Below are 22,050 nucleotides of genomic sequence, written 5' to 3' on the forward strand. Positions count from 1 at the left end.
GTTTAGAAAAGCTCAATCTCACCACAACTGATTTGACTTGCGGATACTGGATTATGGGTGTTGGTACGCCGACCACTGATCTGCGAAACTAGACCATCACACTGCTCATCGAATTCTTCAGGCGACATTGCCGTGACCCGATTTAAGGATTCACGCAAGTGCTGCAAACTCTGATTGGTATAAATCAAACTTTGCGAGGTGATATCGCTAAATTGTAAGCCACGAATCGTATCGGCGATGGCACTCTCTAATTCGTGGGCGGAGGCGTCGATGCGGTCAATGACCACAGCGTCTTTTTCAGCTTTTACAATGATTTGTTCTAGCGCCGTATCGAGATCTTTTTTCGCCTCGATAATGTAAGACATATCCTGAGCGGCGACTTTACTCACTTGATGGGTTAACTGTTCAATTTGTACTTGAATTGTATGTAGCTGTTTTTGAATACTTTCACTAAAACCAGCGCTGCGATTAGAGAGGGCGCGCACCTCATCGGCCACCACGGCAAAGCCCCTACCCGCATCCCCCGCGCGGGCGGCCTCAATTGCCGCGTTCAATGCCAGTAAATTGGTTTGCGAAGAGATTTGGTCGATGTCCTTCAAGGCCTTCATCGCCTGCGGCATGGCTTCATAAATCACATTCACTTTCTCGAGCAAATCGATATTAGAAGCTGACATCTCTATCGTCGATTGAATAAATCGCTCCAGCGTGGTCGAGGTGTTATTGGCAAATAGCTTCATCTGCTCTGAATGGAAAATCTCTTCATCATCAGTGCTATGCACCAAGGCTGAAATAAACTCGCTTTGCTCGTGCATTAACTTACCTAGCCCATCGAAGGCGCCGCCCAATAGCTCGACCGCATCCGACTGCACCGACAGTACATCGTCGATACTCTGCTCACAGGTTTTTAATGACACAGACACTTCTTGATACAGCGTCAGTTGGTCTTGCCAATCGGCGCGAGTACTAGATGTGGCATAGGCATGGGAGATGGGTTGAGACACTGAAGATTGTCGATAAAACTGCCAAGCGAGCATAATGGTCACGGCAACTAAGGTACTCAGCATAAAACTGACTAGGCTGCCGATGAAATATCCTATTACTGCAGCAAACACTGCAACAATGCCATCCTTGTATGTCATAGAGACTTCGCAATTATTGATCTGTGATTAAAAAGTAGTTTCATATTCAGGGGTTTTCAAACAACTAATCGACTTTTTTCACTAAAATCAGAACGGCATGCGCAAAATGGATACGCTATACAGGCATTCGGTCTGCAGTCAGGCGAATGACTGATTAATGTCGAGACTTGTCTAGTGGATACATAAACTTAGCTGTGCAGCCACCACAGGCTAGGTTACACTGGCGATGTCTTCGACTGGGATGGGATCATTTATGAGTCAACGTACATTACACTCCTTATTTAAACCCACATCCGTAGCCATTATTGGCGCCTCCAATAGCGAGAAACGTGCCGGTAATGTGCTGATGAAAAACCTGCTCTCGAGCGGATTTTCAGGCCCCATCATGCCCGTGACGCCAAAATACCGCGCGGTAATGGGGGTGCTCGCCTATCCCAATATTGAAGCCTTGCCGATAAAGCCCGATTTAGCGGTCATCTGTACCCGCGCCAGCCGCGTGCCCGCCATCGTCGAAACCCTAGCCCAATTCGGCTGTAAAGTCGCGATTATTATGGCTTCCGGCATGGCACAGGAAGTCAATGAAGAAGGTGTCAGCCTACTCGACTTAGCCATGCAACATGCTAAACGTTATGGCATGCGCATTCTTGGCCCCAATAGTTTGGGGATGTTGTTGCCGCCGCTAGGGCTCAATGCCAGTTTGGCCCATGCCAGCGCCCTGCCCGGTAAAATTGCCTTTGTATCGCAATCTGCCGCCATTTGTACCACAGTGCTGGATTGGGCGAACAACAAAGGCATTGGTTTCTCATCCTTTATCTCCCTTGGGGATGCCACCGATATTAACTTCGATGAGTTACTCGATTTCCTCGGCCGCGATAGCCGTACCAGCGCCATCATGTTGTATATCGATTCGGTCAATGAAAAACGCCATTTCCTCTCCGCAGCCCGCGCCGCTTCCCGCAATAAGCCCATCTTAGTGATTAAATCTGGCCGCAGCGCCGAAGGCATGCGTGCCGCCAAATTACATACGGGTGGAATTGGCGGCAACGATGCCGTGTACGAAGCTGCCTTTAGGCGCGCGGGTATGCTGCGGGTGAATGATTTGATTGAACTTTTTGCCGCGGTAGAAAGCCTCGCCCACTCAAATCCACTTCAGGGCGAACGATTAGGCATTATCAGTAATGGTGGCGGTCCTGCGGTATTAGCCGTCGATGAACTGATCCTACGCGGTGGTAAACTGGCGGAATTATCCCAAGACACCATAGCCAAACTCGATGCCGTGCTGCCCAATACTTGGTCGAAACAAAATCCCGTCGATATTATCGGCGATGCCAACGCCAGCCGTTACGCCAGCGCACTGAATATCTTGATGGATTGTGAAGAATTAGACGCCATCTTAGTGCTGCATTCGCCGTCCGCCCTTGGCGAAAGTGTCGAGATTGCCGATGCCTTAATTAAAGTGATCCACGCGCATCCGAAGAAAAACCGCTTAAATATCCTCACTAACTGGAGCGGTGAAGACTCGGCCTATCAGGCCCGCAAACGCTTTACCAAGGGCGGCATCTCTACCTATCGCACCCCCGAAGGTGCGGTCGGTGCCTTTATGCACATGGTTGAATATCGCCGTAACCAAAAACTGCTGCAGGAAGTGCCGCAATCTATCCCCGACAATATTCCAACCGATAGCCAAACGGCGCGAAAACTGCTGCAAGCGGCGCAGGCCAAGGGCAAAGCGGTGCTCGAAACCCACGAAGCCAGCCCGATTTTGCGCGCCTATGGCCTCAATACTATCGACACTTGGTTTGTCAAAGATGCCGATGAAGCCGTTGCTATAGCTAATGAGGCGGGTTATCCCCTCGCGCTCAAGGTGCAATCACCGAATATTTTGCATAAATCCGATGTCCACGGCGTCATGCTTAACCTCACCTCGGCAGAAGATATTCGCCATGCCGCCAATGCAATTACCCAGCGGGTGCATCAGGCCAATCCCGACGCGATTATCGAGGGCATGATAGTGCAGAAGATGGCATTGACCGCGGGCGCGCAGGAAATTCGGGTCGCCGTGATAAGCGATCCCGTCTTCGGTCCTGCCATCTGTTTAGGTGAAGGTGGCTCGGAGTGGGATCCGACTCAAGATGCTGCAGTCGCCTTGCCGCCACTCAATATGGCGCTGGCTCGCTACATGGTGATCCAAGCCTTAAAGACCCATAAGTTAAAGGACAGGCATTTACCGCTGGGGCTGGATATGAACGCCCTATGCGTGATGCTAACGCAAATATCCCACATCATCATCGACTGCCCAGAAATAGCATCGTTAGATCTTAACCCTGTGTTGGCGGCGGGGGAAAACATCACCCTGCTCGATGTGAATATCCGTCTACACGATGCCAATACCGATAACACCTCGCGCCTTGCCATCATGCCTTATCCCAAGGAGTTAGAGGAATTTGCCGAGCTTAAAAATGGCCTTAAAGTCATGCTGCGCCCCATCCTGCCCGAGGATGAGCCCAAGCATTTAGCCTTTGATAATTCCCTCTCCGATGAAGATAGATACAAACGCTACTTTGGCGTGCGATCTAAGATGACCCACGAGGAAATGGCGGTACTGACCCAAATCGACTACGCCCGCGAAATGGCGTTTATCGCCACAGCCAAGGGGCCGGACGGTGATGACATTACCTTAGGTGCAGTCAGGGCCTCCATCGATCCCGACAATACCGAAGCCGAATTTGCCATGGCGGTGCGAGGCGATCATCAAGGTATTGGACTAGGTAAATTGCTGCTCGAAAAATTGATTAAATACTATCAAGCCAACGACACTCCAGTGCTGACAGGCTTTACCATGTTTGAAAACCGTAATATGGCAAGCCTTGCCAAGAGCTTAGGCTTTAAGGTCACCTTCGATATGGAGGAGCATTTGATCAAAATGCATATGGATCTTAAGGCGCCCAACGCCAATAGCAGTCAATAGCGCAAAGCAAGCTTCGGTTCGCTGGACACAATAAAAAACGCCGCACTCAAAAGATGCAGCGTTTTTATTTATCATGCAGTTAGCGCTTAGCTGATGCCACTAAACCCCGATTTACTGCTCATCTTAATGTTTTGATTTTTTATGCACGCCTTTAAGCAGAAACACTAAGGGCACGGCGGATAACGTCACCCACATCATTAACCTAAAGTCCTGCAAATAGGCCAAGGTGGCCGCCTGACGATTCACTTCGGCATTGAGTAATGCCATGCCCTGTGTCGTCGATAAATCTACCGCATGAACATCAACAGCATGTTGCAGCGCAAAACTAAAGGGATGAATGTAATCGGCAAACACCGCATGGTTCATCTGTGTGTGCTGGGCAAGATAGGTGATCACCACGGAGATCCCTATGCTGCTGCCGATATTTCGCATCAGGCTAAAGAGTGCAGTCCCCTCATTACGGTATTTCGCCGCTAAGGTTGCAAAGGTAATGGTCGAGAGCGGTACAAAGATGAACCCTAAGCCAAGGCCCTGGATAATCCCAGTGCGCACTATGTCCCAGCCAGTAATATTGGTGTTAAAACCCGTCATCTCCCATAGAGACAAAATAGTGAGCATCAAACCTAAGAAGATTTGGTAGCGCACATCCACTTTGCCGGCGAGTTTGCCAACAGTCATCATGGCGATCATAGTGCCAACGCCCCTTGGCGCCAGCAAGTAACCCACATCAATCACAGGATAACCTAACAGGTTCTGCATAAACGGCGGCAGTAAGGCCATGGTCGCCAGCAGAATAATCCCAATGATAAAGATGAAGATAAGCCCCACACTGAAGTTTCTGTCCTTAAACAGCCCGGGTTCAATAAAGGGATGTTTATGGGTAAAGATATGGGCCACAAACAGATAAAACGCCATGCCAGCAATAATGGCTTCGATAACAATTTCGCGACTAGAAAACCAATCGAGGGATTCTCCCCTATCGAGCAACATTTGCAAGGCGCCAATGGCCAGACTCAACATGGCAAAACCGAGTAAATCGAACTTACGGCTATGGTCCAGCGGCGTTTCTTTCACATAGGCGGCAAGACCAAACCAGGCCAATAGTCCAAAAGGCAGGTTGATATAGAACACCCAGCGCCAGTTGTAATACTCAGTTAACCAACCACCGAGGGATGGTCCCAAAATCGGCCCGACCATCACACCCACTCCCCAAAGGGCCATGGCCGAACCATGGCGCTCTGGCGGGTAACTGTCGAGTAATACCGATTGAGATAAAGGCACTAAGCTGGCACCAAACACCCCTTGCAATAAGCGAAATAACACAATTTGCTCGAGGTTTTGCGCAGCGCCGCAGAGCATAGAGGCAATCGTAAAGCCCACCACGGCCCACATAAATACCCGTTTACGCCCAAGTCTTGCGGTTAAAAACCCCGTCAGCGGCATAAAAATCGCCGCGGCCACAATATAGGAGGTCAACACCCAAGAGATCTGATCCTGAGTCGCCCCCATGCTGCCCTGCATATGGGGCAAGGCCACGTTGGCAATCGTAGTATCCAGCGCCTGCATAATGGTCGCCAGCATCACCGAAAGCGTGATAAACCCAAGATGTTGCTCAGACTTAGGTTTAGTATCGGCCTGCAAAGCGTCGCTCGAATTCACGCCCTTTGTTGGGGCATGGTCTTGGCCTGCTATCACTTGCTGACTCACAGACTAAAACCCAACAACTGGCGTTGATATTCAGTATCGATATCCACCACGGCGCTTAATCCGGCACGCAGCGGCGCCTCGGGCAACACAGTATCAATGGCAATTCGCACCGGAACGCGCTGGGCGATTTTCACCCAGTTGCCCGTGGCATTTTGCGCGGGGATTAGCGAGAACTCAGCGCCCGTTGCCGGACTTAAACTCTCGACCGTACCTTGCCAGCGATTGTCGGGAAAGGTATCGATATGGATATTGACCTTTTGTCCGGGTTTGACGTGGGTTAAATCGGTTTCGGTGAAGTTTGCCTCAATCCAGAGGGCATGATCGGCCACCAGCGCGAGGGCGATGGCGCCAACATTCACATATTGTCCTAACTTAGGCAGTTGGCTAACGACGCCAGATACTGGGGCTTTAATCTCCACGCGACTTAAATCAAGCTTGGCTTCATTTAATTGGGCTAAAGCTTCTAAATAGCTAGGATGTTGTTCAATCGGAAAATCGGGGCTGCCGCCTAAGCTTTCGGCAATGCGGTGTAAATCTTTTTGCAAGGTCTGAATATTCTGCCGCGCAATATCAGTATTTTGTCTTGCATCCTCAAGCTGAGATTCGGACACAAAGTGTTTACCGATTAAATTCTCCTGCCGCTTTTGCTCTTTCTCGGCAAAGGTTAACTTGGTTTCAGCTAGGGTAATTTCGGCTTGCTTCTCATGGTAACTCGCCTTGAGTACCGCTAAATCGGTTTTGACCTGCGCCAGTTTGGCGCTTGCCTTATCGACCATCACCTTAAACATGGCATCGTCGAGGCGAAACAACACTTGCCCCTTCTCAACCCGTTGGTTTTCCACCACATACAAGCTATCTACATTCCCGGCCACTTGAGCACTCACGGGGACTTTATCCGCCTTCACATAGGCGTTATCGGTTTCCATGTAGCGGCCGCCATGCAGATAAACCGCACCTATGGCCAAAACAGATAACAGGGGAACCACAATCAGTAACACGCTACGTTTTTTACGCATATTACCTTGAGGGGCTTGAGGGTTTGCGTCACTCATTACAACAACTCCAACTTCACTCACGTTCTATCACAGGGATGGATGATCAGCTTTGATTAGGCTGAAAAATTTTTATGAATTTGCGACAACAAGCGGATCACCGTTTGTGACTCGGCTTCATCGAATCCTTTAAAGGCTTGGGCGTACACTATGGTCACGGCGCGTTCAATTTCGGCCAAATGGGGCGCAGCCGCCTCCGTCAAAAATAACTGAAAGGCGCGTCTATCCTTGGTATCGGGTCTACGTTCAACCAGCGCCGCATCACACAGCACATCAATTAATCTCGCGGCCGTGATAGGTTTAATCTCGAGGCGATCCGCCAGTTCAATCTGTTTAAGACCTTCATTACGCGCGATATGCAATAAGGCTCTCGCTTGAGACAGTGTCAGTGAGCAGTCTGCCGTGGGCCTGTAGGTTTCTTGGAATACGCGGCGCATCATGCGGGTAATATCACTTAAGAGTGCGCCTAGGGTATTTGATGATGATTTCATAAGCTATCCATATAGTAAGCATTACTTATTATATGGATGGTATGCGATGTAAAGCAATTGCCCATTTAGGCAACATAGGTAACAAAATGCAAATGCTGCGGGAGGATCCTGATAACTAATTGATAAGAGGTGAGATTAATTTTTATTCATTGATTGATACAGGGTCATTAGCGAAAGTGCCTTAGAGCGAAAGTGCCTGAGCCGAATAGTCAACATGGCACAGACTTGCACCTCGGCTCATAGGTTTATTGCACCTCATATTGCACCTAAGCTCACGCACGTATAAACAACCTTATAGGTTTACATTCGAGCGACCTGTCAGGTGAAAAACCTAGCCAAACTATCTCGATAAGTAAGCCTTCTCACGAAACTGTTTGCCAAGCCATCTCACTAAACTATCTTGCCCAATTTGCTAGCCGCGCACGCAGTTACGGCCATCGGATTTGGCTTCATATAAGGCTTTATCCGCTCGGCTAAATAAGGTTTCGGCATCATCCCCTTTTTGCAACGAGGCTAGGCCGATAGACACAGTAATCGCGCCCAGTGAGAGTTTTTTATCTTTGCCTATGGCTAAACGCCGCTCTGAGATACGCTCCCTTAAGGTTTCGGCCACTTGGAGCGCATCGTGGAAATGGGTATTGGGCAACACCACCACAAACTCCTCGCCGCCATAGCGGGCGACAAAGTCATCCCCCCGCACACATTGTTTAAGGGCGAGCGCAACATAGGCTAACACTTTATCCCCCACTTGATGGCCATAGGTGTCGTTAAACAATTTAAAGCGGTCAATATCGATGAGTAACAGGCTGCAACGGGTTTGCTGCTCCTCCGCGCGGTGAATATGATCTTGAATGGCAATCTCGTAGGCGCGGCGGTTATGCAGAGAAGTCAATTGATCCGTCATGGCCGCTAAACTTAAGTTCTCCATCTCGGATTTTAGATTCTGCACCTCTTGGCCCATGGCCGTTAAGCTTTGCTCCATGTTCTGGTTGTTAATTAAGAGATTTTGCATTTCATCTATCACCCCACCCACTAATTGGTTCAAGGTGCAGACATCGGGGGTTGATTGTAATTGCAATCCAAAGTCCGCCAAGGTACTTGAAAAGGCCTCTGTCCCTTGGGTTAACTGAGAAATTTTACTGATCAGTGAGTTGATCAATATTTGAGTTTCAATTTGGACATTCTCAATCACTTCTGGGGATTTTTCTTGAATAAAATTCTTGTACAGACTGGTATTCACCTCCTTGGTAAACACCACTTTGTTTGCCAGAAAGCCATCAATGGCGCGATTTAAGTCGAGGTTTGACTGGGCAAAATACTCATACCAAACCGTGTAGTTTTCGGGGGTCACGGGAATATCAAGCGCAGACATTTGTGGCACGGCTAATCGCAGGATTTGCGCCGCCGAATCGAGCTCTTTATTTGCTGCAGAAGAAGACATGAATCGCGTACCCAATGGTTGTTATGTTTTTGTATCATTTAAGTTAACTCAACTACTTCAATTTGGATACTGGGCACAATGATTATTATGATGGCGCGCAAAAAACAAAGGAGGATGTCGCCATCCTCCTTCATCTATTCACAAGCGCGCTGAACTTAACCGCGGCAGCGGGCAAAAATGTCTAACTTAGGTTGATACACTTGGGTCTGTACGTTCATTAATCCCAACAGACTGTCGAACAGATTGTCGTGGGAGAAGCCGCCCTTCTCGGCCTCTTTGGCCAAACACGCCATATTTAAATGGTTGTCTTGGCTGAAATCCTCCGACACCCAGGCCAGCATGGGAATACTGGTTTGTTCAATCGGCGCGATGCTGTACGGCGCACCATGGAGATACATACCTTTCTCACCCAGAGATTCGCCGTGGTCCGACACATAGAACATGGCAGTATCAAACTTAGCTTGTTGCTGTTTAAGCTTATTCACCACTTCACTGATGATGTAATCGGTATACAAAATCGTGTTGTCATAGGTGTTCATCAGCTCTTCGGCGCTGCAGTTTTGAATGTCACTGCGTGGGCAATCCGGCGTAAATTTGCGGTGCTCTGGCGGATAACGCAGGAAGTACGTTGGCCCATGGCTGCCAATCACATGCAGGGCAATCACAGTGTCTTTCTGCTCCGCATTGGCTAAGGCTTCATCGAGTTTATTGAGCAGCACTTGGTCGAAACAATATTGGCCCGAGCAGAGTTCAGGATCGCTATTAAGGTCGATGGTGATGTTTTCAACCTGATCGCACACCCCTTTACAACCCGAGTCATTATCAAACCACTGCACTTTAATCCCGCCGTGATTCAGTACATCCATGGCAGTGTCTTGGGCATAGGCGCGGCGAGAATCGTAATCCTCACGTCCCATACGTGAGAACATGCAAGGCAGCGAGACCGCAGTGGCCGTGCCGCAGGAATGGGTATCTTTAAAGGCGATTAAGCCTTGCCCCTCTGTGTGAGCATTGGTCGGTCTATCATATCCATAGTATTGATAGTTCATCGAACGAGCGGTCTCACCCACCACCAGCACTAACAGGTTAGGTTTGCCGTTGGCATTGGTCGTCCCATTTTTTGCATCTAAGCCCAGTTGCTGATATTCCATCGGCGTTTGCAAATAATGCACGTTAATGTATTTAGAAGCTGCACCAATAAAATAGGTCGGCACGATATAGCGCTTGATCTCATCATTATTGCGACCAAAGGCGGCGTAATCTTGGAAATAGAAGAAGGCGATAATCCCAAGGCCTGCCAACATCGCCAGCATAAATAAGACTTTATGTAGTAATTCCTTGAAAAATGGCTTGTATTGGATATCGGCTTTGTAAATCAAATAGGCGGGCAACATCCCCGTGAGCAACATGTTGAGAATGGAGGCAAAGTTCACATACATCAGCGCTTCGGCACTGTTAGTTTGAAAGGTGTTTTCAATCATGCCGTAGTCGAAGACGACATTGTATTTGAGTGCGGCAAAAAACACGCTCGAGGAAAGCAGCGTAAGAATGATGAAAAAAGGTTTTACCAGGTACTTTACAGTAAACAGTGAAAACACAAAACTCAGTGCAAAGGTTAAAAACAGCGGCATAGTGGCGATAAAGATCGGATCCACATCAGGTTGTTTTTCAATGCCTTTTTTGATGACTTCAAAGAGAGGGATATTAAAAACGCAAACGTAAAATAATGCGGTGAGGAAGGTGAAGCGATTCACAGTTAGGGTTTTAAATCTCGTCAGCACTGGTAATGGTCTCTCAAATAAATAGTGGGCCGAAGCTAACTTAGTTTTCTTAAGGTAATCTTATGCCTAAAAATGAATGTCATCTTAGCAACTGACCTTGGCTCACTCAATAAAATTATTAATATTATTAACAAGTTAAAATGCGGATTAAAAAAACGGCCGAACCTGAATGAATTCGACCGTTTTTTGCTCCCCAACCTATAGGGACTTGCTCGGTGCTAATCGCGACACTTTTTGCGTGAAAAGGTCACGATTATTTTAACTGCTGTAATAAGTAGGCAAACGCCATTGAATTTAGTTCCGCAGCTTGATTATTATCTGCAGCCCCAGCATGCCCACCTTCGATATTTTCATAGTAAAGTACATCGATGCCCATGTCCTTCATCTTGGCCACCATCTTACGCGCGTGTCCTGGGTGAACCCTGTCGTCACGGGTTGAGGTGGTGAAGAACACTTTAGGATAATGCTTATCCTTGTGCAGATTATGGTATGGCGAATAGGTTTTAATGTAAGCCCATTCCTCTGGCACATCGGGATTACCGTATTCCCCCATCCAACTTGCGCCGGCGAGTAACTTATTGAAGCGGTACATGTCGAGTAACGGCACTTGGCAGACCACGGCATTGTAGAGATCGGGACGACGGGTAAAAGCGGCGCCCATCAGCAAACCACCATTACTGCCACCTTGAATACCTAAGTGCTTGCTTGAGGTAATCTTACGGGCGATGAGATCCTCAGCAATGGCTTCAAAGTCCTCGTAAGCCTTATGACGATTTTCCTTAAGCGCCGCTTGATGCCACGCAGGCCCATACTCGCCGCCGCCACGGATATTCGCCAGCACATACACACCGCCCTGCTCTAACCAGTTTTTACCAATGGTTGCAGAATAGGCTGGGCGCAGTGACACTTCAAAACCACCATAACCATACAGCAGTGTTGGATTGCTGCCATCGAGCTTAAGATCTTTTGCCATCACCACAAAATACGGCACTTTGGTGCCATCCTTTGAGGTCGCAAAATACTGCTCGGTGGTAAATTTATCCGCCGCAAATTGCTGAGGCATACCTTTCATTTTTTGCGGTTTTAGCGCCTTAGCATTGACTGTATACAGGCTCGATGGCTCAAGGAAGCTTGTGTAATTGACAAAGAAATCATCACTGTCGCGCTCCATATCCATCACGGTAAGCGCGCCGTTGGCCTCAAAGGGTACCGGCGTGCTTTGCCATGCGCCTTTCGCGTCTTGCTCATAGCGAACCAGTTTGCTCTTCACGTTATCGAGCCAATTAACAAAAATCGCGCTCTTACTGAACGTTAACTGGGCGATTGATGCGGTCGGCGTTGGGCTGACAAATTCAGTAAAGGCGGCTTTTTGGGCAATCAAATCCGCCACATTAGCGTACACCACTGCGCCTTGGCTGAATGTCGCCGCAGGGGTTGCTAACTCACTCTTAAGCTCAATAAACAACTTGCCCTGGAAATAGCCTTTAATCTCGGCATCCTGTGGGAGTGGCAGCTTTATGAGTTTGCCGTCTTGGTAAACATATTGAGTGGCGGTGTAAAAGGTATGCGCCTCAGTAACTAGGCTCAACGGGGTTTTGTCGTCAAACATCACCCAACCCGATACCGCGACCGAAGTTTTGTCGCCACTGAAAATGGTTTTCGCTTGCTCAAGCGGCGTACCACGTTGCCATAACTTCACCACGCGGGGATAACCCGAGTCCGTCATGCTTTGGCCATCGCCAAAATCGGTACCGACAAAGGCCTGATCGGTATTAATCCAGCTAAGGCTAGATTTCGCTTCTTTTAAGAAGAAAGGTTTGTCTTTCGCAGGCACAAAGTCTTTGGTGGTTAAATCAAATTCACGCACTTCGACCGCATCGGCGCCGCCACGGGATAAGGACACAAAGCAGCGCTGATTCTGTGGATACTGGCAATCAATGCCTTTGAATACCCAGTTCACCGCTTCGGTTTTGCCTAAGGCATCGACATCGAGCACGGTTTCCCACTTTGGATCCGCCTTGGCGTATTCTTCCATCGTAGTGCGACGGTAAATCCCCCGCACATGGGTATCATCCTTCCAAAAGTTATACAGCTTATCGCCAATATGGGTAGCGTAAGGAATACGCTCTTTGTCATTGAGGATAGCGAGGCTGTTGGCAACTAAGGTATCGAAGCCTTTGAAGGCTTTAATTTCAGCGGCTGAAGTGGCATTTTGGGCCTTAACCCACTCCATTGGCTTTGCGCCTTCAACCTCTTCAAGCCAAAGGTATTTGTCTTCTTCGGCGTGGAGTTGACCACTCATAGTGAATACCCCTGCGATGCACCAAGGCAGTAATTTACGATTCATGTTATTCCTTTTTAAACAGAGCCCTTAAACATAGTCCTTGAACAGAGCCCTTAAATTGACTCCATCTTGATTTCTGCCCTACATTACCTTAATTGACCTCCAGTTCAACCTTTAATACAACAAGAATGTAACAAAAGGTAAGATATTGTAATCACGGATGATTAATCGAGAATGAATCGAAAATATTCGAGATGTTATGCGGGCGCGTTGACGTTTCGAGATTAGATTTTGTTCGTTCTGGCAAGTACGTGCTCGCGAAACGAGGAATGATGTGTAGTCTACTCAAATGACGAGCGGCTCTTATGACAGAAAGTAAGAGCAAAGGCTTGCCAGACGACCCCTTCGGGCAGCATTTGGCTGGCGTTTCTGCTGCGTTATCGTCCGTTTATGTAGAATAACTACACTGCACGGACTTTGCCTTGCATAAAAGCCAGCCTAATTGCTGCAAAAATAACCCTGAAACGTCAACACGCCCGCCAAAAAAAAAGCGCCCATCGGGGCGCTTTAATCAATGCTGAATGGTAAGTAAACGCTGCCATTAAAACTCTTGGTTCATCCGCGTCAGCAGACTCAACAGTAAGCTTCGCTCCTCTGCACTCATCTTAGCCGTGAGATCGGTCGTTAATTGCAAATGCAGCGCATCATGCTCGAGGAACAGCGCCTGACCTTTCTCGGTAAGCTCGACCAGAATCGAGCGTCTATCACTCTCATGGGGGCGACGCATCACCCACTGGGAATCGACCATTTTATCGATTTGTACTGTGAGCGTGCCTGTGGTCACGCCAATTTTGTCGGCCAGCTCCTTCATTCGCATCGCGCCGTGTACACCCAACAACTCTATTGTGTGGACCTGCGATAAGCTAAATCCCTTATCGCGCACAATAGCATGCTCCCATGATGATAATTTTTCATAAAACTCAATAATCACATGGTTCAGGGCCTGATCCGTAGAATGGGCGGACGCGGCTGATAAAGCATCATGCGGGTGTGCAACTGTCATTAGGCTTCCTTAGCCACACACTCACGTTGACGGCAAGTATGCAGCTCAATGGTAATATGAGATAACTCAGGGAACTTAGTCAGTAACTGATTAAAATAACTGGCTTCTTTCGGTGAGTGAGACACAATGGACACCATAATAGCATGGTGATCGGCACTCACGCGCCAAATATGTAGATCGGCGACTTGATGATCCGGTACCGCCTCTATGGTCTCACGCACTTTGCGCTGTAGCGAGGCCTTTACCCCACCGTCCAACAGAATTGGACTGGTCTGTTGGATAAGACCCCATGACCAGCGGCTGATAATAATCGCGCCAACAATCCCCATAATAGGATCGAGCCAAGTTAAGCCCATATATTTACCGAATAACAGCGCCGCAATCGCCAGCACTGAGGTTAACGCATCGGCTAAAACGTGGAAATAGGCTGCCCTCAGGTTGTGATCATGGCCCGAGTGCCCGTGTGAATGCCCATGGGAATGACCCTGTGCGTGGCTGTGTGAATGGTCATGGTCATGGTCATGGTCATGGTCATGGTCATGGTCATGGTCATGGTCATGGTCAGCATGATGATCGTGCCCATGGCAGCAATGATTATCTTGATGCTCTTTATGATCATCATCGTCGTGATCATGGTCGTGTGAATGACTGTGTGAATGTCTATGCGAGTGGCCGTGTGAATGCCCGTGTGAATGTCCATGGTCGTGGGAATGATGATCTTTCAACAGGAACACACTCAATACGTTCACGCTTAAGCCAATCAGGGCGACAAAAATCGCTTCATTAAAGTGAATATCCTCAGGGTTAATCAAGCGCATACCCGATTCAACTAACATCACTAAGGCCACTAAGCCCAAGGCGATGGCGCTGGTGTAACCGCCAAGCACACTCACCTTTCCTGTACCAAAGGCAAAGGCCGGATCATTGGCATGCTTACGGGCATAGGAATAGGCAAACAGGGTGATCATAAAGGCGGCGGCGTGGGTGCCCATATGCCAACCATCGGCCAGCAATGCCATAGAGCCATAAATGGTTCCGGCCACAATCTCGGCCACCATGGTAATCACGGTCAGATACAACACATAGCGAGTGTTTTTTTCGCCCACCGTATTTTGGTTAGAAAATCCATGGGAATGCTGCCACTGCGCGACAGAATGCCCAAGCCCGGTACGCTGCATCGGCTTCTCGGTTGAAGATGTTGTTTTCATTATTTTTTCCTAAGCGATTTCCCTAACTTGCATAAATGAGTGAGCGTAAATTCATGCAGCAAGAGCAAACACGCTGTGGTGATTGATGACTTCTGCCGTCAGTTTAGTTTGAAAATCAAAATATATAAATATCAAAATAATCATTTTTCAAACTATTTGCACAACTGTTGCTAAATATCACAGGATTTAACGCAGGCAAAACCAGCACCGCGGGTGTTTAGCAATTACGCCATCGCTTAGGCAAGACTAAGCACGACAGCTCAGGAGATTGAAATAAAGAACGGGATAAACGCTATAGGACAAATAACACAAAGGCACTTAAATCAATCGACTTAAGCGCCTCTGCATGGGAAGGGATTTGAAGGCAATATCAGAACATGGATACAAAGAATGCACTGAAAAATAAAGCAATTACAACTGTCGTACCTAGCGCCATTTTTAGTTCGGTGTTCATATTCACTCTCCTAGTTGGTATAACCCCATTATTATCAAGGCTGAGATAAATGCCTATATTGAGATAGTTATTTTGTGAGCAAGAGCTAAATAATAGTGCACTTTTCACACCGCTCGGGCTGACAAAGTGATACAGCTCACATTGCCCCTCCTCCCTAGCGCACGTAATTATCGAAATCAAGATTGGGGAATCCATTTATTCGATTAACATTCCGGCATGATTTTTGGCAAATTTTGATATACTGCCGACGTAATTCATTGACCGAGATAATCCTATGTCACAACTGTTACACACCATGCTTCGCGTCGGTAACTTAGAACGCAGTATCGCTTTTTACACTCAAGTGCTGGGCATGAAGCTGCTACGCACCTCCGAAAATCCAGAGTACAAATATTCCCTCGCCTTCGTAGGTTACGGAGAAGAATCAACGGGTCAGGCCGTCATCGAGTTAACCTACAACTGGGGTAAGGAAAAATACGATCTCGGCACAGCCTTTGGTCATATTGCCATAGGTGATGAAGACATTTATGCCCGCTGCGAAGCCATTGCCGCTGCGGGTGGTAAAGTCACCCGCGCGCCCGGCCCTGTTGCTGGCGGCACCACTGAAATCGCGTTTGTGGAAGATCCCGACGGTTATAAGATTGAATTTATTCAAATGAAGTCGGCGACCCAAGGTTTAGGTTAAGCCTTTAATCTTCCCGCCTGATATAAAAACGGCGTTTGCATGCCCTGCAAACGCCGTTTTCTTTGCTCATTGATAAATGCCAACACTACAGATTATCGCTTGCCCTCGGCGGCCATCGCGATACGGCTGCTGCGCTTCTTCTGCCAAATGGGTAAACGCCACGCGAGCAACAAACCAAAGCCGAGGATATACAGACTCGGTTCGATAATTTCGGATTTTACCGACCAATAAAAATGAATGGGCGCCAGAATCGCCACGACATAGACTCCATTGTGCAGCGTTTGCCAACGGCGGCCCATTTTACGCATCAAGGATTTAAAGGACGTCAGCGCGAGCGCGGTGACTATCACATAGGCCAGAGCGCCGACTAAAATATAAGGCCGTTTCGCCACCTCGCTGAAGAATAACTCCCAGGCAAACAGCAGATCTAAACTAAAAAACGCCACAATATGCAAAGTCGCATAGGCAAACACATACAAGCCAACCAAGCGGCGCGTCTGCATTAACCAGCCTAACTTTAATCCCTTAGCAAGGGGCGAAATCAACAGCGTCGCCGCTAACGCATTCAACGCGCCAATGCCAGTAAAGTGGATAATATGCTGCACGGGATCGCCGCCCGCACGGCCCGACAGCACAGTAAAAACCAACCAAGCAATCGGTATAAGCCCAATCAAATGAAAGACTAACTTTACCCAGAGCAGCTGTTTTGGCGTGACTCTTAACGCCGTGATGTTAAACATAGGACTCCTACTCTTTTTGCCCTTTAAAGGCGCTAACAACTCTCTCACTAGACAGATATTGCCACTTGTTCGCTAGGCGCAATCGACTGCGCCTAAGAATACGCCCGCCATGGGTTAATAAAATTGCCTTAAATCCATGCCTTCATATAAAGAAGCGACAAATTCGCCATAGCCATTAAAGGGCAAGGTATCGATGCGTTTTGCCGAGAACAACCCACCCTCGCCGATGCGCCGCTCGCTCGCCTGCGACCAACGGGGATGATCCACTGCAGGATTCACATTGGCATAAAAGCCATACTCATGGGGCGCAAGTTGATTCCAACTGGTGGGCGGCTGCTTGTCCATCACCCGAATGCGGACAATGGATTTAATGCTCTTAAAACCGTATTTCCAAGGCACCACTAAACGGATCGGCGCGCCGTTTTGCGGCGGTAAAGTTTTACCGTAGAGTCCGACCGACATCAGCGTCAGCTCATTCATCGCCTCGGCAATGGTTAGACCTTCCACATAGGGATAATGAATACCGCCGCCCATTAAACGGCTCTTTTGTCCCGGCATTTGCTCGGGATCGAAGGCCGTTTCAAAGGCAACATACTTACCTTTACTGGTCACCCCGACTTTTTTCAATAAAGCGGCGAGTGGAAAGCCCACCCAAGGGATCACCATGGACCAAGCTTCGACGCAGCGCAGCCGATAAATGCGTTCTTCTAGCGGAAATAGCTTAGTGAGATCTTGATAATCGAGCGTCATCGGGCGCTCCACTTCGCCTTCGATACGTAATTGCCAAGGATCGACCTTAAACTGCTGGGCGTTATCAGACGGATCCTGTTTGCTGGTACCAAACTCATAAAAGTTATTGTGGGTGGTGACCTTATCGACGGGCGTTAGCACTTCGTCCTTGCCAAAGCGCGCATTGGCCTCGAAGGTTAATGGCGTGGTGATAAAGCTGGTTTTGGGTTGTTCGCCAAACAGATCGAATAATCCCGCCTGCACATAACCCGGAATGCTAGCCCCAATCGCGCCAAGACCCATGGCTTTGACTATATGGCGGCGAGCCTTAAACACCGATTCGGGTGTCACTTGATTATCTTGAATATGCCAGCGCGCTTTTTTCAAAATACCCGGTGTAAAACGTGATTGATTAGCCAATGGACACCTCTGCAAAAATAAATGTTATCTACCGACGCTTAACTCACCCTCAGCGCTTGCCCAAAAACCTCAGGTACATTTACCTGTGTTGATAAGCTGTAGGGATATAGACACAGATAACAGCCAAAAAATTTCATCCCTCACAGTATCTCAACTTAGGCGACTAAGTCTTGCTCATTTGAGCCATCGCCTAAACAGATTGTTTATTAAAGCACTTGAAGCCTTTTTAGGGGCATGCGACCCTAGGCGCCACAGCTAAAGGAGTGCTAGTAAGATGCCATTTTCTCAATCTTTTTCCCTCGCCCAGATCATCGGCCTACTCGCCGTGGCCTTTTTAGGACTGTTAATCGGTGCCCTGCTCAATCAACGTCTCACCCGTTCACGCTGGCAACAGTTTAAAGACGAATTAGAGCAAGAAATGCGGCAGGTAAACGAAGACGCCGAACTCTCCCTCGCCCAGCAGCAAATTTTAGTCGACGATAAAGATAGCCAACTGCGCCAGTGCCAACAGCGTTTAGAGCAAAAGATAGAACAACTGGGCAAAGCCGAAGCCATGGCCGAGCGCCTGCCGAGTTTAGAGCAACAACTTGCCGACAGCCATCGCCGCCAACTTGAGCTACAACTGGCCTTATCCAAATCCAATGCGATGCAACAAACCATCCAGGCCAAGGCTGATGCCCAGCAATCTGCGATGCAGGAAAAAATCGCCACCTTAGAAATGGCCGAAGTGCGCCTGCAAACTCAGTTTGAGAACCTAGCCAATCGAATTTTCGAAGAGCGCAGCGAAAGCTTTAAGCATCAAAATGCCAATCAGTTAGAAGGCGTGCTCGGGCCATTAAAGCAACAGTTAGAAGGGTTTAGACAGCAAATTCGCGAATCCTACAACCATGAACAGTCGGAACGCAGCGCCCTTAAACATCAATTAGAACACCTGCGCGAGCTCAACTTAAAAATGAGCCAGGATGCCATTAACCTGACCAAAGCCTTAAAGGGCGATAACAAGCAGCAAGGTAACTGGGGCGAAGTGATTTTAGACCGTGTGCTGCAAGAAAGCGGTCTGCGCGAAGGCCACGAATACCACACCCAGCAGGATCTTAAGGACGACAGCGGCAAACGCTTTAAGCCGGATGTGATCGTGCATTTGCCTGAAAATAAAGACGTGGTTATCGATGCCAAAATGTCGCTCATCAGTTACGAGCGCTATTTTAATAGCGAAGATCCGCTGGTGCGTGAACAGGCCATCAATGAACATGTTTTATCGATCCGCAATCATATTAAGGGCTTGAGTCAAAAGGATTATCAGCGTTTACACGGGCTAAAAAGCTTAGATTACGTGCTGATGTTTATCCCGATTGAACCCGCGTTCTTGCTGGCCCTAGAGCATGACCCAAGCCTAGTGAACTTTGCCCTTGAGCAAAATATTATGCTGGTCAGTCCAACCAACCTCTTGGTTGCCCTGCGAACAATCAATAATATCTGGCGTTACGAGTATCAAAACCAGCATGCCCAAACCATTGCCAAACAGGCGGGTCGCATCTACGACAAACTCTGTGGTTATCTCGACGATATGGAAAAACTCGGCCGTGCTCTGGATAACGCCGAAAAAACCTATCACAGTGCCATGAACAAATTGTCATCGGGCAAAGGCAATTTAGTGCGTCAAGCGCATTTAATGCAGCAACTAGGTGTTGATACCAGCAAACAACTCGATAAGATGTTACTTGAGAAGGCGCTCAATGAAGCCTTAGACGAGGGTGATGCCCAGGACAGCAGTGATGATGACACAAATCGCGATACGCTTTTGACCCATACTGAGGATGCCACCGCACTCGAACAATAACGATAAACACGCAGTTTAAAAGCCAATAACTCATAATCCTGAATCGATAGGGAAAAGTCGATTGTAACCTTGATGCCCGGAGGCAAGTTCTGCATGTGCAACCCATTGACAAAGATGGTGTTATCCAGCGCAATTATCATCGCAGGGGCATTTAATGCCTCTGCGGCTTTCGCATTAACTTCTACCCAGAAGACCTTTCTTGAGGCTGAAAAAGCCTTAAAGAAACAAGACTATGCCACCTACAAGCCCCTGCGTGCTAAGTTAGGCGAGTATCCGCTGGCGATTTATCTCGACCATGATATCGACATTGGCAAGCTTAACGATTTACGCGGCAACGACGCTAAGGCCATGATAGATAAATATCAAACCACGCCAATGTATCAGCGCCTGCGTTCAAAATATTTATTAAATGCCGGCGGCCAAAAGCGTTGGAACGACTTTTTGAGCCTCGCTCAAGACGCGCCGACCGATGTCAGGCTACAGTGCTATTTTTATGAGGCCAAACTCGCCAAGGGCGAAACCCAAACCGCCTACACGGCGGCGCAGTCACTTTGGGTCTATGGCGATTCCCGTCCCAAGGAATGCGATCCCCTCTTCAATGCCTGGACCAAGGCCGGTAAGCGCACCCAAGATGTGATTTGGGCGCGGATGTTACTGAGTTTCGATGAGGGCCAAACCAGCCTGCTGAGTTACTTGTCGCAAAAAATCACCGTGCATAGCGCCGAGGCAAAACGCTTAGTGGCGGTATTTAAAGATCCCAACAGCCTGCGCCATACCGAAAAATTTAAGGATAAAAATCCTATTGTTGGCGATATCGTCGCTGCTGGTTTAAAACGCCTTGCCCGTAAGGATCTCGACCAAGCCATCAATTTGTATACTCGGTATCAAAAAGCAAAACGCTTTACCCCAGCGCAGGATCAACAGCTGCAAAAGTACTTGGTACGCCGCGTGTTGATTGAGCAGGATGATAACTTTAAAGACTGGGCCGATAACCTGCTGCCCGAGATGAAAAGCGATGATATGTTCGAGCGCCGCTTACGTTGGGCGATCCGCGAGCAGGACAACACCCATATCGCGCGCTACTTAGATTTATTATCGCCCGAGACCTTAGCCAAGGAGCGCTGGCAATATTGGCTGTATCGTACCAACGCGAAACACGCCCCCGAAAGCGCCACTAAGGCATTAGCGGCGGTCAGTAATGAGCGTAACTTTTACGGTTTTGCCGCGTCACAGTTATTGAATAAGCCCGTGTCCTTAAATCAAAGCCCAGAGCCTGTGGTGGACGGGACCAGCCAAAAACTCGAAGACGACTTAGGCTTTGTGCGCGTATTGGAACTGATGGCGCTCGACCGTTACTTCGATGCCCGCTATGAATGGGTTGCCCTGTTAAAACGCAGCAATAATGAGATGCGCGCCCGCTATGGTCGTTATGCCCACGATCAAGGCTGGTATGACTTTGGCGTGGAGGCCAGTATCCAAGGCAAGCTTTGGGATGATATTCCCCTGCGCTTCCCGATGGCGCATCAATCAGGCTTCGAACATGCCAGTAAAAAGCACAAGGTCAATATTGATGAAATCCGTGCTATTAGCCGCCGCGAAAGTGCGTTTTTCCTCTATGCAACCTCTGGTGTCGGTGCCCGCGGTTTAATGCAGATCATGCCCGCCACCGCTAAGGCGACTGCGAAGAAACACGGGGCTAAGTACAACGATCCAAAGGATCTCTACAGCGCCGAGCTTAACTTAAACTTAGGCAGTGCCTATTACGCGCAATTGTTGAATGATTTCAATCAAAACCGCGTGTTAGCCACCGCCGCCTATAACGCTGGCCCCTCGCGGGTTCGTCGCTGGTTAGCGGAGTCGAATGGTCAACTCGATGCCATGAGTTTTATCGAGTCCATTCCCTTCACCGAAACCCGTGAATATGTGCAAGCCGTGTTAAGTTATCGGTTGATTTACGAAGCGCAAAAACAAAAGCCGCAGCCTTTATTCAACGAGGCTGAGCTTAAGTTCCATTACTAAGCCGCATGGCGGAAATGGGATACTAATCG

General features: G+C 48.4%; 15 protein-coding genes. 4 read left to right on the forward strand and 11 right to left on the reverse strand.

Annotated features, from left to right (window positions below):
* Positions 1 to 2: 2 nt before the first annotated feature.
* On the reverse strand, positions 3 to 1,139 hold the full coding sequence (locus CBX96_RS21725; RefSeq protein ID WP_109286111.1) for a methyl-accepting chemotaxis protein: 1,137 nt from the start codon (positions 1,137 to 1,139) through the stop codon (positions 3 to 5).
* A gap of 253 nt (positions 1,140 to 1,392) precedes the next feature.
* Between CBX96_RS21725 and CBX96_RS06420 the strand changes: the two genes are divergently transcribed.
* Positions 1,393 to 4,107 carry an acetate--CoA ligase family protein gene (locus CBX96_RS06420; protein ID WP_109286112.1) on the forward strand — a complete coding sequence of 905 codons (2,715 nt, stop codon included), beginning with the start codon at positions 1,393 to 1,395 and terminating at the stop codon, positions 4,105 to 4,107.
* Positions 4,108 to 4,230: 123 nt separating this feature from the next.
* Here CBX96_RS06420 and CBX96_RS06425 read toward each other — a convergent pair whose 3' ends face one another.
* From CBX96_RS06425 to dmeF, 8 genes are all read right to left on the reverse strand, one after another.
* On the reverse strand, positions 4,231 to 5,814 hold the full coding sequence (locus CBX96_RS06425; RefSeq protein ID WP_109286113.1) for a DHA2 family efflux MFS transporter permease subunit: 1,584 nt from the start codon (positions 5,812 to 5,814) through the stop codon (positions 4,231 to 4,233).
* On the reverse strand, positions 5,811 to 6,866 hold the full coding sequence (locus CBX96_RS06430; RefSeq protein ID WP_109286114.1) for an HlyD family secretion protein: 1,056 nt from the start codon (positions 6,864 to 6,866) through the stop codon (positions 5,811 to 5,813). Before CBX96_RS06430 ends, CBX96_RS06425 begins: the two co-directional genes overlap by 4 nt.
* Before the next feature lie 56 nt (positions 6,867 to 6,922).
* Positions 6,923 to 7,357 carry a MarR family winged helix-turn-helix transcriptional regulator gene (locus CBX96_RS06435; RefSeq protein WP_109286115.1) on the reverse strand — a complete coding sequence of 145 codons (435 nt, stop codon included), beginning with the start codon at positions 7,355 to 7,357 and terminating at the stop codon, positions 6,923 to 6,925.
* Between the two features lie 412 nt (positions 7,358 to 7,769).
* Entirely contained in the window at positions 7,770 to 8,798 is a 1,029-nt protein-coding gene (locus CBX96_RS06440) for a GGDEF domain-containing protein (RefSeq protein ID WP_109286116.1), read from the reverse strand.
* Between the two features lie 155 nt (positions 8,799 to 8,953).
* The gene (locus tag CBX96_RS06445) at positions 8,954 to 10,579 is read right to left on the reverse strand and encodes a phosphoethanolamine transferase (RefSeq protein WP_109286117.1); all 1,626 of its coding nucleotides are present in this window, start codon (positions 10,577 to 10,579) and stop codon (positions 8,954 to 8,956) included.
* Positions 10,580 to 10,832: 253 nt separating this feature from the next.
* Positions 10,833 to 12,926, reverse strand: a complete 2,094-nt coding sequence (locus tag CBX96_RS06450; protein WP_109286118.1) for a prolyl oligopeptidase family protein — start codon at positions 12,924 to 12,926, stop codon at positions 10,833 to 10,835.
* Positions 12,927 to 13,464: 538 nt separating this feature from the next.
* Complete coding sequence (locus tag CBX96_RS06460; RefSeq protein ID WP_109286119.1) at positions 13,465 to 13,926, reverse strand: MarR family winged helix-turn-helix transcriptional regulator; 462 nt, start codon at positions 13,924 to 13,926, stop codon at positions 13,465 to 13,467.
* Positions 13,926 to 15,134 (reverse strand): CDF family Co(II)/Ni(II) efflux transporter DmeF, encoded by a 1,209-nt coding sequence (dmeF, locus tag CBX96_RS06465; protein ID WP_109286120.1) that lies wholly within the window; start codon positions 15,132 to 15,134, stop codon positions 13,926 to 13,928. The genes CBX96_RS06460 and dmeF overlap by 1 nt, the downstream gene beginning before the upstream one ends.
* Positions 15,135 to 15,862: 728 nt before the next feature.
* Between dmeF and gloA the strand changes: the two genes are divergently transcribed.
* Positions 15,863 to 16,273 (forward strand): lactoylglutathione lyase, encoded by a 411-nt coding sequence (gene gloA, locus CBX96_RS06470; RefSeq protein WP_109286121.1) that lies wholly within the window; start codon positions 15,863 to 15,865, stop codon positions 16,271 to 16,273.
* A 92-nt stretch (positions 16,274 to 16,365) separates the two neighbouring features.
* On the opposite strand, the gene msrQ is transcribed toward gloA, so the two are convergent.
* Both msrQ and msrP read right to left on the reverse strand, forming a co-directional pair.
* The gene (gene msrQ / locus CBX96_RS06475; protein ID WP_109286122.1) at positions 16,366 to 17,013 is read right to left on the reverse strand and encodes a protein-methionine-sulfoxide reductase heme-binding subunit MsrQ; all 648 of its coding nucleotides are present in this window, start codon (positions 17,011 to 17,013) and stop codon (positions 16,366 to 16,368) included.
* Positions 17,014 to 17,127: 114 nt separating this feature from the next.
* The gene (msrP, locus tag CBX96_RS06480) at positions 17,128 to 18,162 is read right to left on the reverse strand and encodes a protein-methionine-sulfoxide reductase catalytic subunit MsrP (RefSeq protein WP_086904694.1); all 1,035 of its coding nucleotides are present in this window, start codon (positions 18,160 to 18,162) and stop codon (positions 17,128 to 17,130) included.
* Between the two features lie 274 nt (positions 18,163 to 18,436).
* On the opposite strand from msrP, the gene rmuC reads away from it, so the two are divergent.
* Positions 18,437 to 20,002 carry a DNA recombination protein RmuC gene (rmuC, locus tag CBX96_RS06485; RefSeq protein ID WP_011622873.1) on the forward strand — a complete coding sequence of 522 codons (1,566 nt, stop codon included), beginning with the start codon at positions 18,437 to 18,439 and terminating at the stop codon, positions 20,000 to 20,002.
* A gap of 93 nt (positions 20,003 to 20,095) precedes the next feature.
* On the forward strand, positions 20,096 to 22,021 hold the full coding sequence (locus tag CBX96_RS06490) for a transglycosylase SLT domain-containing protein (protein ID WP_089067709.1): 1,926 nt from the start codon (positions 20,096 to 20,098) through the stop codon (positions 22,019 to 22,021).
* Positions 22,022 to 22,050 lie beyond the last annotated feature (29 nt).

The sequence above is a fragment of the Shewanella sp. BC20 genome (assembly GCF_003129585.1).
Lineage (GTDB): Bacteria > Pseudomonadota > Gammaproteobacteria > Enterobacterales > Shewanellaceae > Shewanella > Shewanella seohaensis.

Coding starts and splice junctions, on each gene's coding strand:
- CBX96_RS21725 (WP_109286111.1), bottom strand. CDS start 1,139: ATGACATACAAGGATGGCATTGTTGCAGTGTTTGCTGCAGTAATAGGA.
- CBX96_RS06420 (WP_109286112.1), top strand. CDS start 1,393: ATGAGTCAACGTACATTACACTCCTTATTTAAACCCACATCCGTAGCC.
- CBX96_RS06430 (WP_109286114.1), bottom strand. CDS start 6,866: ATGAGTGACGCAAACCCTCAAGCCCCTCAAGGTAATATGCGTAAAAAA.
- CBX96_RS06435 (WP_109286115.1), bottom strand. CDS start 7,357: ATGAAATCATCATCAAATACCCTAGGCGCACTCTTAAGTGATATTACC.
- CBX96_RS06440 (WP_109286116.1), bottom strand. CDS start 8,798: ATGTCTTCTTCTGCAGCAAATAAAGAGCTCGATTCGGCGGCGCAAATC.
- CBX96_RS06450 (WP_109286118.1), bottom strand. CDS start 12,926: ATGAATCGTAAATTACTGCCTTGGTGCATCGCAGGGGTATTCACTATG.
- CBX96_RS06460 (WP_109286119.1), bottom strand. CDS start 13,926: ATGACAGTTGCACACCCGCATGATGCTTTATCAGCCGCGTCCGCCCAT.
- dmeF (WP_109286120.1), bottom strand. CDS start 15,134: ATGAAAACAACATCTTCAACCGAGAAGCCGATGCAGCGTACCGGGCTT.
- gloA (WP_109286121.1), top strand. CDS start 15,863: ATGTCACAACTGTTACACACCATGCTTCGCGTCGGTAACTTAGAACGC.
- msrQ (WP_109286122.1), bottom strand. CDS start 17,013: ATGTTTAACATCACGGCGTTAAGAGTCACGCCAAAACAGCTGCTCTGG.
- rmuC (WP_011622873.1), top strand. CDS start 18,437: ATGCCATTTTCTCAATCTTTTTCCCTCGCCCAGATCATCGGCCTACTC.
- CBX96_RS06490 (WP_089067709.1), top strand. CDS start 20,096: ATGTGCAACCCATTGACAAAGATGGTGTTATCCAGCGCAATTATCATC.